General features: G+C 66.6%; 15 protein-coding genes. 12 read left to right on the top strand and 3 right to left on the bottom strand.

All coding sequences use genetic code 11. The features are described 5' to 3' along the window. The first annotated feature begins 36 nt into the window (after positions 1-36). The gene (locus tag IT41_RS11905) at positions 37-2,583 is read left to right on the top strand and encodes a DUF4175 domain-containing protein (RefSeq protein ID WP_036741596.1); all 2,547 of its coding nucleotides are present in this window, start codon (positions 37-39) and stop codon (positions 2,581-2,583) included. A gap of 1 nt (position 2,584) precedes the next feature. On the opposite strand, the gene IT41_RS11900 is transcribed toward IT41_RS11905, so the two are convergent. After that, on the bottom strand, positions 2,585-3,484 hold the full coding sequence (locus tag IT41_RS11900) for a zinc-ribbon domain-containing protein (RefSeq protein WP_036741595.1): 900 nt from the start codon (positions 3,482-3,484) through the stop codon (positions 2,585-2,587). Between the two features lie 125 nt (positions 3,485-3,609). Here IT41_RS11900 and IT41_RS11895 point away from each other — a divergent pair, with 125 nt between their 5' ends. The 8 genes from IT41_RS11895 to IT41_RS11860 all read left to right on the top strand — a co-directional run bounded on the left by IT41_RS11895 (position 3,610) and on the right by IT41_RS11860 (position 10,916). Further along, a complete protein-coding gene (locus IT41_RS11895) occupies positions 3,610-4,284 on the top strand; it encodes a cell division ATP-binding protein FtsE (protein ID WP_036741594.1) in 675 nt (224 codons plus the stop codon). Further along, positions 4,281-5,210, top strand: a complete 930-nt coding sequence (locus IT41_RS11890; protein ID WP_036741592.1) for a cell division protein FtsX — start codon at positions 4,281-4,283, stop codon at positions 5,208-5,210. Before IT41_RS11895 ends, IT41_RS11890 begins: the two co-directional genes overlap by 4 nt. After that, positions 5,210-5,983, top strand: coding sequence for a lysophospholipid acyltransferase family protein (locus IT41_RS11885; RefSeq protein WP_036741589.1), 774 nt, complete (start codon positions 5,210-5,212; stop codon positions 5,981-5,983). Before IT41_RS11890 ends, IT41_RS11885 begins: the two co-directional genes overlap by 1 nt. Before the next feature lie 206 nt (positions 5,984-6,189). Next, complete coding sequence (locus IT41_RS11880) at positions 6,190-6,651, top strand: carboxymuconolactone decarboxylase family protein (protein WP_036741586.1); 462 nt, start codon at positions 6,190-6,192, stop codon at positions 6,649-6,651. Between the two features lie 283 nt (positions 6,652-6,934). Next, positions 6,935-7,711 (top strand): MSMEG_1061 family FMN-dependent PPOX-type flavoprotein, encoded by a 777-nt coding sequence (locus tag IT41_RS11875; RefSeq protein ID WP_331435309.1) that lies wholly within the window; start codon positions 6,935-6,937, stop codon positions 7,709-7,711. 35 nt (positions 7,712-7,746) lie between these two features. Then, the gene (locus IT41_RS11870; protein WP_036741583.1) at positions 7,747-8,688 is read left to right on the top strand and encodes an ABC transporter ATP-binding protein; all 942 of its coding nucleotides are present in this window, start codon (positions 7,747-7,749) and stop codon (positions 8,686-8,688) included. Continuing rightward, positions 8,685-9,446 (top strand): ABC transporter permease, encoded by a 762-nt coding sequence (locus IT41_RS11865; protein ID WP_036741581.1) that lies wholly within the window; start codon positions 8,685-8,687, stop codon positions 9,444-9,446. Before IT41_RS11870 ends, IT41_RS11865 begins: the two co-directional genes overlap by 4 nt. 96 nt (positions 9,447-9,542) lie before the next feature. Then, on the top strand, positions 9,543-10,916 hold the full coding sequence (locus tag IT41_RS11860; RefSeq protein ID WP_036741578.1) for an esterase-like activity of phytase family protein: 1,374 nt from the start codon (positions 9,543-9,545) through the stop codon (positions 10,914-10,916). Positions 10,917-11,016: 100 nt separating this feature from the next. Here IT41_RS11860 and IT41_RS19480 read toward each other — a convergent pair whose 3' ends face one another. Then, complete coding sequence (locus IT41_RS19480; protein ID WP_052081467.1) at positions 11,017-11,403, bottom strand: MliC family protein; 387 nt, start codon at positions 11,401-11,403, stop codon at positions 11,017-11,019. A 24-nt stretch (positions 11,404-11,427) separates the two neighbouring features. Then, positions 11,428-11,892: a hypothetical protein gene (locus tag IT41_RS11850; protein WP_231564739.1), complete on the bottom strand. Its 465-nt coding sequence runs from the start codon at positions 11,890-11,892 to the stop codon at positions 11,428-11,430. 123 nt (positions 11,893-12,015) lie between these two features. Between IT41_RS11850 and rimO the strand changes: the two genes are divergently transcribed. The 3 genes from rimO (at position 12,016) to ettA (ending at position 15,825) form a co-directional block, all read left to right on the top strand. After that, positions 12,016-13,383: a 30S ribosomal protein S12 methylthiotransferase RimO gene (gene rimO, locus IT41_RS11845; protein WP_036741697.1), complete on the top strand. Its 1,368-nt coding sequence runs from the start codon at positions 12,016-12,018 to the stop codon at positions 13,381-13,383. Between the two features lie 136 nt (positions 13,384-13,519). Continuing rightward, positions 13,520-13,972 carry a hypothetical protein gene (locus tag IT41_RS11840; protein WP_036741575.1) on the top strand — a complete coding sequence of 151 codons (453 nt, stop codon included), beginning with the start codon at positions 13,520-13,522 and terminating at the stop codon, positions 13,970-13,972. Between the two features lie 197 nt (positions 13,973-14,169). Then, complete coding sequence (gene ettA / locus IT41_RS11835) at positions 14,170-15,825, top strand: energy-dependent translational throttle protein EttA (RefSeq protein ID WP_036741571.1); 1,656 nt, start codon at positions 14,170-14,172, stop codon at positions 15,823-15,825. Positions 15,826-16,463: the final 638 nt, after the last annotated feature.

Genomic DNA, 16,463 nt, shown 5'->3' with positions numbered 1-16,463 from the left:
TTCCACACCCCCGGGCGCCCGTGGGATATTGGCCGCATGAAACAGGGACAGCACCTCTCAGCGGCGTCGCGCGCGGTCGGCCTGACCCGCGCCGGCATGTGGTGGGAGGCGCTTGCCCGGGCCTTCTGGCCGCTGGCGGTGGTGCTGGCCCTGCTGCTGGCGGCGCTGGCATTCGGCGCGGCCGATCTGTTCGGGGCGCGGATGCTGCGCTGGATCATGGTCGCGGTGGGTCTGGTGGTGCTGGTACTGGCGGGCCGGGGGCTCTGGCGGTTCCGTCTGCCAAGCGCGGACGGCGCGCGGCTCAGGGTCGATGCGACCCTGCCGGGACAGCCGCTTTCCGCGCTGCGCGACCGGGTCGCGGTCGGGGCCGATGATGACGGATCGGCCGGGCTGTGGCGCGCGCATCTGGCGCGGATGGCGCAGCTGGCCTCGGCCGCCCGCCCGGTTGCCCCGGATGCGCGGCTGCGCTGGCGCGACCCGGCGGCCTTGCGGCTGGTCGGGCTGGTCGCGCTGGTCATGGCGCTGATCTTTGCGCCCTCGGGCCGGCTTGGGCAGGGGATCGCGGCGCTTGGCGCGACCTTTCGCCCCGCGCCCGAGATCCGCCCCGATGTGCCGGCCGCGCCGATGTGGGAAGGATGGGCCGAGCCGCCCGCCTATACCCGCCGGCCGACCATTTACCTGAACCCCCTGCCCGAGGGCGAGGTGCTGGAACTGCCCGAGGGCACGGTGCTGAGTTTCCGCTTTTATGCCGGGCCGTCGCGGATCACGCAGGATATCGGCACGGCCGTTGCGGATGCCGACCCCTCGGCGCCCGAATTCACCGCCGAGCGCGACGGCGTGCTGGAGGTCGCGGGCCGCCGGTTCCCGATCAACGTCCTGCCCGATGCCGCCCCCCATGTCGCGCCGGGCACCGCCCCCGAGCGGCGCGCGGACGGCCGCTTCATCCAGGATTTCACCGCCGGCGACGATAACGGCGTGGCGGGCGGGCAGGCGGTCGTCGCGCTGGACATGGGCGCGGTCGATCGCCGCTTCGGCCTTGCCGCCGAGCCCGAGCCGCGCGACGCGATCACGCTTGTGCTGCCGCTGCCGGCCTCGGGCGGGCGCCAGGATATACGCGGCCGGCTGGTCGAGGATCTGTCGCGCCACCCCTGGGCCAATCTGCCGGTGACCGTCTCGTTGAAGGTCAGCGACGGGATCGGGCAGGAGGGCGCGTCGCCGCCCCTGCCGATGATCCTGCCCGGCCGGCGCTTTTTCGACCCGCTGGCCGCCGCGCTGATCGAGCTGCGGCGCGATCTTCTGTGGTCGCGCGACAATGCCGGGCGCAGTGCCGAGGTCCTGCGCGCGATCAGCTGGCAGCCCGACGGCTTCATGGAGGAACAGCTTTACAACGGGCTGCGGGGCGCCGTCGGCACGCTGGAATCCGGCAACCTGACCGAGGAGGCGCGCAACCGGCTGGCCCAGGTGCTGTGGGACGCCGCGGTCCAGCTTGAGGATGGCGGCCTTGCCGATGCGCTGGAACGCATGCAGCAGGCGCAGGAGCGGCTGTCCGAGGCGATCCGCAACGGCGCCAGTCCCGACGAGATCCAGCGCCTGATGGATGAATTGAGCAAGGCCACCGACGAATATATCGAGATGCTGGCCCAGCGGCAGGGCGAGGATCCCTCCGAGCGCTTCGACCGCTCGCCGCAGGGCGCGAACCAGCAGATCACCGGCGATCAGATCCAGCAGATGATGGACGAGATCCAGCGCCTGATGAACGAGGGCCGCATGGCCGAAGCGCAGGAACTGCTGGAGCAGTTCAACCGCATGATGCAGAATCTGCGGGTGACGAACAGCAACGATCCGTCCTCGTCGGCGCGCTCGGGGCGGATGGGGCAACTGGCCGAGACGCTGCGCGAGCAGCAGGATCTGGCCGATGAGGCGATGCGCCAGATGCAGGACCAGTACGGCCAGTGGCAGCCGGGCCAGCAGGGTCAGGGCAGCGCCGGGAATCAGGAACTGGCCGACCGCCAGCGCCAGCTGCGCGAGCAATTGGGCCGTCAGCGCGGCCTGCTGCCCGGGCGCGGCACCGACCAGGGGGAGGAGGCGCGGCGCAATCTCGACGAGGCCGGCCGCGCCATGGAAGAGGCCGAGGAGGCCCTGCGCCAGGGCGATCCCGGCGGCGCGATGGGCCGTCAGGCGCAGGCGATCCAGTCCCTGCGCGAAGGCATGCGCGCGCTTGGCAATGCGCTGGCCCAGAACCCGCAGCCGGGGGCCGAGGGTCAGCAGCAGCAGGGCGAAGGCCAGCCGGGCGCGGACCAGCAGGGCGAAAGCGCGCAGGACGGCAGTGAGGGGTTCCGCGAAGGTCCGGGCGGCAAGCGCGCGCTCGAGCGGCCCTATGATACGCCGCCGCAGATGGATCCGCTGGGGCGTGCCCTGTCGGGCGATGGCAGCACGCTCAGCGGCGGCGATCCCCTGGCCGAAGGGGCAGACCGTTCGCGCAAGGCGCGCGATCTTCAGGACGAGATCCGGCGGCGCAGCGGCGAGCGAGAACGGCCGCGCGACGAGCGCGACTATCTGGGCCGCCTGCTGGAGCGGTTCTGAGCTATTCTTCGCCGATGATGCGATCGTGAAGCCAGAGCCGCCCGCGGTCGAGTTCCTGCCGGAAGACCGACAGGAACCCCGCTTCCTCATCGGCGGCGACCCTTGGCGCCAGCGCGTAAAGCGCGACGACCCCGAGCGCGATCATGACCGCCAGCCCGAAACCCGTCATATAGCCCGAGCCGCCTCGGACCGGGGTGGCGGCCGGGATGGCCGCAGCAGTGGCCAGCGGCGCGGCATCGGCCGCAGGGCGGTCGCTCGTTGGCGGGGGCTCGGCATCGGCCACGGTTTCTGCCCGGGCCGGGCCTTCGGTCAAAGCGGGTGCATCGCCGGCCGGCAGGGGCGGCCCCGTGCGGGTCAGCGTCGCCGCCAGTTCCGTGGCGTCGGGCAGTGCTGCCGGGGTGACCGGATCGGCCGGGATGCCCTCGGCGCCGGCGGTGACGGTGGTTGCCGGCCATTCGCTGTCGGACGGGTCGGCCGCCGGTGGCGGCGCGGTTTCGCTGTGGATACCCAGGGGCGGCACGCGGCGCGGCGGGATGTGGTCATAGATCGCGGCGGGCGCTTTCTTCGCGCGGATGTGATCCACCGTCGGGCCGGTCGCGGGGGGGGCGGCCCGGCGCGCGCCAAGTTCGCGCGCGGTCTCTTCGCGCAGGATCGACAGGACCGATTCGTTCAGCGGCCGGTTCAGCGCCGGGCGCTCGTCGGGGTCATAGGGCCTGTCCTGGGGCCTGTCCTGGGGGCTGTGCCGGGGCGTGTCCGGTATCGCCGTTTTGGCGGTTTTCGCCGGACCCGGCTGGTGCCAGACATGGCCGCAGGCCGAACATTCGACCTCGCGCCCGGCCGCCATGATGGCCGCATCCGAAATCTCGTACTGGGCGGCGCAGCGGGGGCAGGTCAGGCGCATGGGCGGGTCCTTTCAACTTTCCTCGGCTGCGAATTCGGTCAAGCGGGCGTCTCGCATTCGCCGCCAGACTGTTCTATCAAGCCGCGAACCGCGCGCCAAGCGGGCGGCAGCCAGAGGAGTGGACCGTGATCGAGATGCAGAACCTGTCCTTCGGCTATGGCGGCGGCGAAGCGTTGCTGGCCGACATGACGCTGAGCCTTCAGCCGGGTTCCTTTCATTTCCTGACCGGGCCGTCTGGGGCGGGCAAGACGACCTTTCTGCGGCTGTGCTACGCCGATCTGCTGCCCTCGGCCGGGCGCATGTCGACCTTTGGCCAGGATGTCCGGGCGCTGTCGCGCGACGGCATTGCCGGGCTGCGCCGCCGGGTCGGCGTGGTCCATCAGGACCCGCAATTCCTGGACCATATGCCGGTGGCGGAAAACATCGCCCTGCCGCTGATGATTTCCGGGCAGGCGGTCGACATGGCGGCGCTTGGCGATCTGCTGGCCTGGGTGCAGCTGTCGCGCCATGCCCGCGCCATGCCGCCGGAACTGTCGGGCGGCGAGCGTCAGCGCGCGGCGCTGGCCCGCGCCGTCATCATGGCACCCGACCTGATCCTGGCCGATGAGCCGACCGGCAATCTGGACTGGGACATGTCGATGCGCCTGCTGCAACTGCTGATCGAGCTGAACCGGTCGGGCAAGGCGGTGCTGATCGCCACCCATGACCTGAACCTGGTCCGCGCCGCCAAGCAGCAGGTGCAGGCAAGGGTGCTGCGCATCGCGGGCATGAAACTGCAACTTGCGGGGGCAGACCTGTGAGGAAACCCGAACTGAAATCGCTTGACCTGGCGACACTGTGGCGCGGGCTGACCCGGCCCGATGCGGCGGGGGCCGACCGCGTGGTGCCGCCGACCGGCTTTACCGCGCAGCTGACGCTGTTTTCCGCCGCCGCGATGGCGTTTCTTGCCGTGTTCGCCATGGCGCTGGCGTTGGCGACCGGGCGGCTGGCGGAACGCTGGTCCAGCGAACTGACCCAGACCATGACCGTGCGCGTGCAGGCGCCGCCCGATCAGATCGACCGGCAGGTGAATGCCGTGATGGCGGCGCTGGACACCACGCCCGGCATCGCCGAAGCCAGGGTCCTGCCCGACGAGCAGGTCGAAAAGCTGCTGGAGCCCTGGTTCGGCCCCGATCTTCCGATCGAGGCGCTGCCGATCCCGCGGCTGATCGAACTGGTCGAGGCCGATGAGGGCTTCGATGCCGAGGCGCTGCGCCTGCGCCTGCAGGGCGAGGCGCCGGGCGCGGTGCTGGACGACCATACCCGCTGGCGCCAGCCGCTGGTCAGCGCGGCGAACCGGCTGCGCATCCTGGGGCTGTTCTCGCTGTTGCTGATCGCATCGGCCTCGGGGGCGATGATCACGCTGGCGGCCAAGGCGGCGCTGGCCGCGAACGGGCAGGTGATCCGGGTGCTGCGCCTGGTCGGGGCGCGCGACATCACCATCGCCACCGCCTTCGTGCGCCGCTTTACCCGCCGCGCGGCGTTGGGGGCGGCCGGCGGCACGGTGCTGGGGATGCTGGCGATCTGGGCGCTGCCCTCGGTCGACGGGGCGGGCGGCTTTCTGACCGGGCTCGGCTTTCGGGGCTGGGGCTGGCTGCTGCCGGTCCTGATCCCGGTGGTGGCCGCCGCCATCGGCTTTGTCGCCACCCGCTGGGCGGCGCTGCGCATGCTGCGCGAGGTGCGCTGATGACCGACTACCGGCCGCGCCCGGCCTCGCCGCTGGATTGGCTCCGTACACTGGCCTATTACCTCTATATCGCGCTCGCGACCCTGGTTCTGGGCCTCTGGGGGCTGCCGCAGGGGCTGCGCGGGCGGGCGCATGCCAATCACGTGGCGACCGTCTGGCTGCGCCAGATGATGGGCGCGGCGCGGGTCATCCTGGGCGTCAGGGTCGAGTTTCGCGGCACGCCCCCCGCCGGCGATTGCCTGATCGCCTCGAAACATCAGAGCTTTCTGGACATTCTGGCGCTGGCGCAGGCCTGCCCGCGCCGGGCCTTCGTGATGAAGCGCGCGGTGCTGAACGTGCCGGTCATGGGCTGGTTCGCGCGCAAGGTCGGCAGCATTCCCATCGACCGCGCGCGCGGCAAGGAGGCGATGAAGCAGATCGCCGCCGAGGTGCAGGCCGCCATGGCCAGCCCCGATGGCCTCGGCCAGCTGATTTTCTACCCCGAGGGCACGCGCACCCGCCCCGGCACCAGCGTCCCCTACAAGCACGGTGTCGGCCTGATCCAGCGCGCGACCGGCCTGCCCATCGTGCCGGTGGCGGTGAATTGCGGCATGTTCTGGCCCAAGCGCGGCTATCCGATCCGGCGCGGCACGGCGGTGATCGAGTTCCTGCCGCCCCTGCCGCCCGGCGAGCGCGCCGGACCGGTCATGGAGATCCTGGAGGACCGCATCGAGGCCGCCAGCCTGCGCCTGTTCGCCGAGGCCGGCGGCCAGCTTGCTCCTCCGGCGCGCTAGGCAGCCCCGGCCCCGGGTGTCAGATACCTGAGATAGCTGACTGACGAGGCGCTGTATCGCCGGTCCTGACAGGCGGAAGCGTCAGGCACTTCCAGCGCAAAGGTCAGCCAGAGATGCCCCATGCTGGCCGGCTGCTATGCGGGACAAAACCGACTTTGACGATCTTTAGCTATCCCTGTAGACCGCACAGGAAGACATCAAGGAGCATGCAGTTGACTGGTACAGGCCGTATCTCACCGCAACAAGTTTCACCCGAGATCTACAAAGCGATCGCCGTCGTAGACCAGAAGCTTTACGGTTCCTCACTTGGCAAAGCCCTGATCGAGCTGGTGAAAGTTCGCATTTCTCAAATCAATGGGTGTGCCTTCTGCCTCGACATGCACAGTCAAGCGGCGATCAAGGCGGGCGTATCAGAACGCAAACTTATCTTACTCGGTGGCTGGCATGAAGCCGCGATTTGGTCAGAGCGAGAGCGGGCTGCGCTCGGCTGGGCTGAAGCCGTGACGAAGATTGGCGGGAGCCGAGCTTCCGATGCCGAATATGACGCCTTGGTCGATCTTTTCGACACGAAGGAAATAGCGGATTTGACCATGCTGATCGGCCTGATGAATCTCTGGAACCGCCTCGCGATTGCCATGCGCTATCAGATCCAGTCCGAGGTCGAGTAGAAATAGAACGATTTTTAAAAGGGCATATAAGGGCTGACACCGGACGAATGCACGGGCAGTGAAGGTTCGGCAAGGTCGCGTTAATATGGGCTCAAAACGTCAGGCGCTTGCCCACATTAGTCAGCTATGTCGACCCGGACAACCTGCGTTCCCGCAAGCTCGCGCAACCTCTTGGCGCAACACTTGATGTTGACGCTGCAAGGCAAGACCCACCCGATCTGGTCTATCGGCATTTCGGTTCACCGAGCGTTTCCCCACCGGCGGTTTAGGGCCAGAAGCGTCGATGACGTTACCCTGCCGAGGCGCCGCATGGGTCAAGAACCTGACGGAAAGCCTGAAATATCTGACAGACGGCACCGGGGCTTATGCCCGCGCCGCGGCCAATCGCGTCGCTATGGACATTCCCGGCCCGGGCGCGGAAGCTGCCGCCGCGCGGGAATGGGCAATGGGGGCGGATATGCGCTGGCTGACCGAAGACGATCTGGCGGGGATCTACGACCCGCCCGGCGCGACCGCCTTGCGCAAGGTCGCGGATCGCGTCACGCCGGAATATGCGCGGCTGCTGCTTGCCTCGCGCTTTTGCGTGCTGGCCACGCAGGGGCCGCGCGGTACCGATGCCAGCCCGCGCGGCGATGACGGCCCGGTGGCGCGGCTGCTGGATCCGCATCACGTCGCGCTGCCCGACTGGCAGGGCAATAACCGTATCGATTCCATTTCCAATATCGTCGCCGATGGCCGCGCCAGCCTGATGTTCCTGATCCGCGGCTCGGCCACGGTGCTGCGTCTGCGCGGCCATGCCCGTGTCACCGACGACGCCGATCTGCGCGCCACATTCGCGCGCGGCGAAAAACTTCCGCGCGCGGTCATTGTCTTGCGGGTGGCCGAGGCCTATTTCCAATGCGCCCGGGCGGTGAACCGCGCCAGCCTGTGGGACGGGCATGACGATTCCGCCAGCCTGCCCACACCGGGCGAAATCCTGTCCGTGCTGTCCTCGGATGAGGTCGGCGGAGCGGCTTATGACGCCGAATGGCCCGAACGCGCCGCCCGCACGATGTGGTAGCGCAACGGCCCTCGGCCCGACCCGAAGGAGGGCGCATGCGTCCGATCATCGAAATCGACCATATCTCGAAACGCTATGACAGCGGCACCGTGGCGCTGAACGATGTCTCGCTGGAGATTGCCGAGGGCGAGATCCTGGCCCTGCTCGGCCCCAATGGCGCCGGCAAGACCACGCTGATCTCGATCATCTGCGGGCTGGTGGTGCCGACCGGCGGCACGGTGCGCGTCGGCGGCCACGACATCCGCACCGACTGGCGCGCGGCGCGCAAGCTGATCGGTCTGGTGCCGCAGGAAATCCTGCTTGAACCTTTCGAGCATGTCATCGACTGCGTGCGCTTTACCCGCGGCCTTTACGGCGAGGGGCGCGACGAAGCCTATCTCGAGCAGCTTCTGCGCAGTCTCGCGCTCTGGGACAAGCGCAATGCCCGCACGCGCGAGCTGTCGGGCGGCATGAAGCGCCGGGTGCTGATCGCCAAGGCGCTGGCGCATCGCCCCAAGGTGCTGTTCCTGGACGAGCCGACCGCCGGCGTCGATGTCGCCCTGCGGCGCGAGATGTGGGCGGTGATGCGCGACCTCAGCGCGCAGGGCGTCACCATCATCCTGACCACCCATTACCTGGAAGAGGCCGAGGACATGGCCGACCGCATCGGCGTCATCAATCGCGGCCAGCTGCTGCTGTGCCAGCCCAAGGACCAGCTGATGGGCGAATTCGGCAAGAAGCGCCTGACCATCCAGCTGGACCAGCCGCTTTCCGCGCTGCCCGCCGCGCTGCAGGGCCGGGGGATGGTGCTTGCCCCGGACGGCCAGTCGCTGGGCTATGATTACGACACCCGCGCCGAGCGCACCGGCATCGCGCATCTGCTGGCCGATCTGGCACAGAACGGCATTTCCGTGCGCGATGTCTCGACCAAGCAAAGCAGCCTCGAAGAGATCTTCATCTCGCTGGTCGAGGAAGAAGCCAAGGAGGAACGGGCATGAACTGGCGTTCCGTCGCCGCCATCTTCGGTCATGAGATGGCGCGGTTCTTTCGCACGATCTGGCAGTCGCTGGCCTCGCCGGTGCTGTCCACGGTGCTGTATTTCGTCGTCTTCGGCGCCGCCATCGGCGGCCGCATCCAGTCGGTCGAGGGCGTGCCCTATGGCGCCTTCATCGTGCCCGGGCTGATGATGCTGACGGTCTTGCAGCAATCGGTCAGCAATGCCAGTTTCGGCATCTATTTCCCGAAATTCTCGGGCACGATCTATGAATATCTCGTGGCGCCGACCGGCTGGGTCGAGGTCACCCTGGGCTTTGTCGGCGCCGCCGCGACCAAGGCCGTGCTGATCGCGCTGGTGATCCTTCTGACCAGTTTCTGGTTCAACGGCGTCCATATCGCGCATCCGGTCTGGATGCTGGCCTTCCTGTTCCTGACGGCGCTGGCCTTTTCGCTGCTGGGCTTCATCATCGGGCTCTGGGCAAAGAATTTCGAGCAGTTGCAGATCGTTCCGATGATGGTGATCACGCCGCTGGTGTTTCTGGGCGGGGCCTTCTATTCGGCCTCGATGCTGCCGCCCTTCTGGGAGGGGGTGGCCAAGCTGAACCCGGTGCTTTACCTGATCTCGGGCTTTCGCTGGTCGTTTTTCGGGCTGGCCGATGTGCCGGTGGGGCTGTCGCTGTTCGCGGTGGCGCTGACCATCGCCATCTGCATGGCGGCGATCCGCCGGATCTTCCTGACCGGCTGGCGTCTGCGCGAGTGACGGCCGGCGCGTCACGGTTTCGCCACCCTTTTGCAGCGGAACTGTCACGGCGGGCGATTAGCAGGGTGTGACGATCGCTTGCACAGGAGCCACGTCATGCGTCTTTCCATCGCCCTGCTGGCCTGCGCCGTCGCCGCCCCCGCCTTTGCGCAGGAACAGGCGGCCCCGCAGGAAGCGCCACAGGAACAGCTGTTCCCCGCCACCCTGGCCGGCCATGCCGTCCTGCCCGCCTTTTCGCTGATCGCGCCGCCCGCCGATGCGCCGCGCGATCTGTGGATCTCGGGCAAGTTCACCGGCCAGAGCCGCAACGAAACCCCGATGAGCGTCGAGGGCGATACCGGCGCCACCTATGGCAGCCACAAGACCGGCATCTCGCTGCCCTTTCTTGGCCAGCCGCTGCAGGGCATGTCGGGCCTGGCCATGAACCGGGCCGCGGATGGCAGCTGGTTCACGCTGACCGATAACGGTTTCGGCCGCAAGGTGAACAGCCCCGACGCGATGCTGTTCCTGCACCGCATGCAGCCCGATTTCCAGACCGGCACGGTCACCCGGGCCGAGACCATCTTTCTGCGCGACCCCGATCACAAGGCGCCCTTTCGCATCGCCAATGAGGCGACCGACAGCCGCTATCTGACCGGCGCGGATTTCGACCCCGAAAGCATCCAGTATCTGAACGACGAATTCTGGATCGGCGAGGAATTCGGCCCCTATATCCTGCGCGTGGCCCGCGACGGTCGCCTGCTCGAGGTGTTTCCGACCCGGCTGGACGGCGAGATCCTGGCCGGTCCCGATACCGACGGCATGCTGGTGCCCGCCCAGCCCGGCACGGATTTCCGGGTCCAGCGCTCGGGCGGCTACGAGGGCATGGCGCTGCAACCCGAAACCGGCCTGCTCTGGGCGATGCTGGAAAAGCCCCTGCTGGGCGAGGACGGCCAGCCCGAGGGCGATTTCCTGCGCGTGATGACCTTTGACACCGGGGCCGGCGACTGGACCGGCGACAGCTATCGCTTTCGCCTGACCGAAGGGGCGACCGCGATCGGGGATTTCAACTTCATCGACGGCACCCGCGCGCTGGTGATCGAGCGCGACAACGGCGAGGGCGATGCGGCGAAATCCTGCGCCGAGGGCGCCGACCCGGCGGGCTGCTACCCGGCGCCCGCGCGGGTCAAGAACATCGTTCTGGTCGATACCGCCAGCCGGGACGAGCAGGGCTATATCCGCCGCATCGGCCATGTGAACCTGCTGGATATCGCCGACCCGGACGGCAAGGCGCTGCCGGGCACAAGCGCCGAGGGCGCGAATTTCAGCTTTCCCTTCTTCACCATCGAGGATGTGGCACGGCTGGACGAGAGCCATATCATCGTTGCCAATGACAACAACCTGCCCTTCTCGGGCGGGCGCGAGATCGGCCGCGCGGCGGATAACGAATTCATCCTGCTGTCGGTGCCCGAACTGCTGGCGGCGCGCTGAACGCCGGCCAGATCACGCAAGGACAAGACGGCCCGCCGGATCAGGGCGGGCCGTATCGATCTCGTCGGGCCGGTCGTGACCGGGCGCGGGTGGTGGCGGGCTAACCCTCCTGATCCGCCGCGCCCCCGCCCTCGGCCGGGATCACGGAGCAGGAAAGCGACATCTCTTCTTCGTTCAGGGAGTTTTTCAGCGTCGCGCCCTCGCCATCGTCCCACCATTCATGGATCCCCGACACATAGCGCGCGCCCGAGCCGCTGGGCACCTGGACAAAGACCAGCGCTTCGCCCTCGACCGGCACCAGCGCCAGGCTGTTCTCGCCGGCGTTGATATATTGCACCTCCAGCGGCGCCGCGCCGCTGCAGTCGTAATTCGCGGTGACGATCTCGGCCCCGGCGCCGGTTTCCAGCGATATGCTCAGCTGGGCGCCGGCCAGCGCCGGCGTGGAAAACCCAAGCAGCAGCGCGGCGGCCCAGTGAAAACCTTTCATGTCATTCTCCTGCGATGAAGGCGATCATGCGCCGCAGAGCCGCGTCTGCGGGTCGAGTTTCACATATTCCCGGGCCGAGATCTTCTGCATCTCCAGCGAATATTTCCACTCGGCATCCCAGCGGGCGCGGATGCCGTTGCGGTAATAGCTGGCCATGATCTGATCGACCAGCGGCGGGATGATCGTCGTATTCGGGATGCGCGGCGCGTGAAAGCCGATCGTCGCGCCGCGGCCAAGGCAGGCATTCGGCAGGGTGATCAGCATGGTGCAGGCCGAACGGCAATAGCCGCGGATCTGCACCGGGCGGCCGCTGGCGGCCAGCTTGTTGCGGTATCTCACCGTCTCCAGCACATTGCCGCCGCGATTGTCGCGGATCACGATGGGCTTGCCGCGCGGCGCGGCCTCGGCCGGCGGGGCGCTGGAGGTGGCGACGCAGGCCGCCAGCATCAGGGTCAGGGTCAGGCCGATGGCGGCGGTCACTCGGGTCATGGTCGTCCTGGTCGTCATGGCGCGCAGATTGCACGGGGCAACGCCGAAAGCAAAATGAAGTTCCGGTGTAGCTTGCGTGCATGGATGCTTAACAAGCCGCCCGGATCGCATTATATGCCGGCCATGAGCCAGAACCCGCCCCTGCTGCGCCCCGATCTAGCCCCGGCCCCCGTCTTCGACACCACGCGAAGGGACGGGCAGCCGACCATCGGCATGGTCAGCCTTGGCTGCCCCAAGGCGCTGGTCGACAGCGAACGCATCCTGACCCGCCTGCGGGCCGAGGGCTATGCGATCAGCCCCGATTACAAGGGCGCGGGCGCGGTGATCGTGAATACCTGCGGTTTTCTGGACAGCGCCAAGGCGGAATCGCTGCAGGCCATTGGCGAGGCGCTGTCCGAGAACGGCAAGGTGATCGTCACCGGCTGTCTGGGGGCCGAGCCGGAATATATCACCGGCGCGCATCCCTCGGTGCTGGCGGTGACCGGGCCGCAGCAATATGAGCAGGTGCTGGATGCCGTCCATGGCGCCGTGCCGCCCAGCCCGGACCCGTTCATCGACCTGCTGCCGGCCTCGGGCGTCAAGCTGACGCCGCGCCATTACAGCTATCTGAAAATCTCCGAGGGCTGCAATCACGCCTGCAGGTTCTGCATCATCCCCGACATGCGCGGCAAGCTGGTCAGCCGCCCCGCCCATGCGGTAATGCGCGAGGCCGAAAAGCTGGTCGAGGCAGGCGTGCGCGAACTGCTGGTAATCAGCCAGGATACCAGCGCCTATGGTCTGGACCGCAAATTCGCGACCGAACGCGGCCACCGCGCCCATATCACCGATCTGGCCCGCGATCTGGGCGGGCTGGGCGCATGGGTGCGGCTGCACTACGTCTATCCCTATCCGCATGTGCGCGATCTGATCCCGCTGATGGCTGATGGCCTCGTGCTGCCCTATCTGGATATCCCGTTCCAGCACGCGCACCCCGATACGCTGAAACGCATGGCCCGCCCTGCGGCGGCCGCAAAGACGCTGGACGAGATCGCCGCATGGCGCGCGGCATGCCCGGATATCACCCTGCGCTCGACCTTCATCGTGGGTTATCCGGGCGAGACCGAGGCCGAATTCCAGACCCTGCTGGACTGGCTGGACGAGGCGCAACTGGATCGCGTCGGCTGCTTTCAATACGAAAACGTGCGCGGCGCGCGGGCCAACGATCTGCCCGATCACATCCCCGATGAGGTCAAGCAGGAGCGCTGGAACCGCTTCATGGAAAAGGCGCAGGCGATATCCGAGGCGAAACTGGCCGCCAAGGTCGGGCAAAAGATCGAGGTGATCGTGGACGAGGTGGACGCGGGCGGTGCCACCTGCCGCACCCGGGCCGATGCCCCCGAAATCGACGGCAACCTGTTCATCGACGAGGGATTCGAGGCGCTGGCCCCCGGCGATATCGTCACCGTGACGGTGGACGAGGCCGGCGAATACGACCTGTGGGGACGGCTCTGACCGGCAAGCCGGTCGCGCCGTCCTGGCCAAGACAGCCCGGAACTTCTGCCAATCCGCCGCGTTCGGGGCCGGTAACCATGAACGACAGACCGCATGGAATTCCATGCCGGTCGGTTCCCCTTCAGGAGTTGATGTCATGAAGATTGTTTACCCGCTGATTCTCGGCAGCCTTCTTGCCGCGCCGGCCGTTGCGCAGGGCGATCGCGCCCTGATCGATCGGGCGACGCTGGACAAGACGATCGAGACATTGGCGCTGACCGATGCCGATCCCAGAACCAGCGATCGCCGGCGGGGACCGGATCTGAGGGGACGCCTGCCCGGCGGCACCATGGTCGAAATCGACTTTCACCGCGACGGCACGCTGGAGGAAATCGAGGTCGGGGGAAGCGATCTTGCCCCGGTGTCGGAAGTCAGGGCGATACTTCCCGATATCCTGCTGAATGCAGAGCGCTTTCCGGTCGATGGCCGCTTTGAAAAGATCGAACTGGAAAGCGATGGTTTCGAGTTCGAGGGTGTGGACGCCCAGGGTAACTGGGTCGAGGCGGAATATGCCCCGAATGGCGAGTTGCGCGACTGGGAAACCGAATAACCCGAAGTGAGGGGGGCCATGTCCCGCCCAAGATCGTGCGCCCCGGTCTTTCCGGGGCGCTTTTCCATGCGGGCGTGACAAGGCGCGCGACCGGCCCGCAAGCAAGATTGTCGAGGCTGCGCGCACGGCAACGCTTCAACTTCGCCGCGTGATCGCCTAAACACGGCCAAAATCTCTTTCCCTGACAGGAGCGTCCGATGGCAGCCTATGAATTCGTCTATCATATGGATGGCGTGTCCAAGACCTATCCCGGCGGCAAGAAGGTCTTTGAAAATATCCGCCTGAACTTTCTGCCCGGCGTCAAGATCGGCGTCGTCGGCGTCAATGGTGCGGGTAAGTCCACGTTGCTGAAGATCATGGCCGGGATGGACAGGGATTTCTCGGGCGAGGCTTGGGCCGCGAAAGGCGCCAAGGTCGGCTATCTGCCGCAGGAACCGCAGCTTGATGAATCGCTGAACGTGCGCGAAAACGTCATGCTGGGCGTCGCCGCGAAAAAGGCCAAGCTCGACCGCTTCAACGAGTTGGCGATGAATTACTCGGACGAAACCGCCGAGGAGATGGCCGCGCTTCAGGACCAGATCGACGCCGAGAACCTGTGGGATCTGGACAGCCAGATCGACATCGCGATGGAGGCCCTGCGCTGCCCGCCAGACGATGCCGATGTCGCGTCGCTTTCGGGCGGCGAACGCCGCCGCGTGGCGCTGTGCAAGCTGCTGCTTGAGGCGCCCGACATGCTGCTTCTGGACGAGCCGACAAACCATCTGGATGCCGAAACCATCGCCTGGCTGCAAAAGCACCTGATCGAATATCCCGGCACCATCCTGGTCGTGACCCATGACCGCTATTTCCTTGACGATATCACCGGCTGGATCCTGGAACTGGATCGCGGCCGCGGCATCCCCTATGAGGGCAACTACTCAAGCTGGCTGGAGCAAAAGGCCAAGCGGCTGGAGCAGGAAGCGCGCGAGGACAAGGCCAAGCAGAAAACGCTTGAGCGGGAACTGGAATGGATCCGCGCCGGTGCCAAGGCCCGTCAGGCCAAGCAAAAGGCCCGGATCAACGCCTATAACGAACTGGCCGGCCAGTCCGAGCGGGAAAAACTGTCCCGCGCCCAGATCATCATCCCCAATGGCGAGCGCCTTGGCAGCAAGGTGATCGAGGTCGCCGGCCTGAAAAAGGCGATGGGCGACAAGCTGCTGATCGAGGATCTCAGCTTCAGCCTGCCGCCGGGGGGCATCGTCGGCGTGATCGGCCCGAACGGCGCCGGCAAATCGACGCTGTTTCGCATGCTGACCGGCAACGAGAAACCCGATGCCGGCGAGATCACCCTTGGCGATACGGTGAAACTGTCCTATGTCGATCAGTCCCGCGACGCGCTGGACGCCAACAAGACCGTCTGGGAGGAAATCAGCGGCGGCGCCGAGCAGATCGAACTGGGCGATGCGACACTGAACAGCCGCGCCTATTGTTCCGCCTTCAACTTCAAGGGCGGCGATCAGCAGAAAAAGGTCGGGCTCCTGTCGGGCGGTGAACGCAACCGCGTCCACATGGCCAAGCTGTTGAAATCGGGCGGCAACGTGTTGCTGCTGGACGAACCGACCAACGATCTGGACGTGGAAACCCTGCAGGCGCTGGAAGCCGCGCTTGAGGATTTCGCCGGCTGCGCGGTGATCATCAGCCACGACCGCTTCTTCCTCGACCGGCTCTGCACCCATATCCTTGCCTTCGAGGGCGATGCCCATGTCGAATGGTTCGAGGGCAATTTCGAGGATTACGAGGCCGACAAGGTCCGCCGTCTGGGCCCGGATTCGATCGAGCCGAAGCGCGTGAAATACAAGAAATTCACGCGCTGAACCGGCCGGATGATGTCGGATTCTGCAGCGGGCTGACTGCCATCGCGGCTGATCCGGTGTTCGGAATCGTGATGAATTCCGGATATTCCACATGAGCGCATCGACAGGCTGTCTGTCCTTGCGATGCGCCGAAGCCTAGGCGGGAACAGCAGCAAGGCGAACGCCGATCATCGCCGAACTCGCTTCAAGTTGTCGGGGCGGGCGCAAATCATCATCGCGACAGCGTTTCGATGACAGTTTGGATCGGACGCTTTCCCCGACGCGAGAATTTTGGTTCACCCTGTTCGGGAGGACCAAGTCATGCCAGCACCGTTGCCAAGGGAACCCCGTGAGGGGTTTGCGAGGTTGGGTTCCATGTAACGAGCGGCTGAGCCATGACGCCCCGATCGCGCCGTCGGTCATCAAGCGGGCCATGGACGGCGCCGCCTTCGCAGCCATCGGCGAAATCTGCAACCTCTACGATCCGCAAGAGTTCTGGGAATACTTCAACGCTGCCGGATACGCGTCACACTAAAGCGTTTTGCGTTTGATCTGAATCGGACGGAGATTCACATGGTGCCGATTTTCTGATTCACTTCTTCTGGGAGGTGGATCATGGGCAACCCCTATTCTTTGGACCTTCGGGAACGGATCTGCGC

The sequence above is a fragment of the Paracoccus halophilus genome (assembly GCF_000763905.1).
GTDB classification, from domain to species: Bacteria; Pseudomonadota; Alphaproteobacteria; order Rhodobacterales; family Rhodobacteraceae; genus Paracoccus; species Paracoccus halophilus.
Note: the sequence above shows the minus strand (reverse complement) of the source record. Positions and strands in the feature narration are given on the sequence as shown.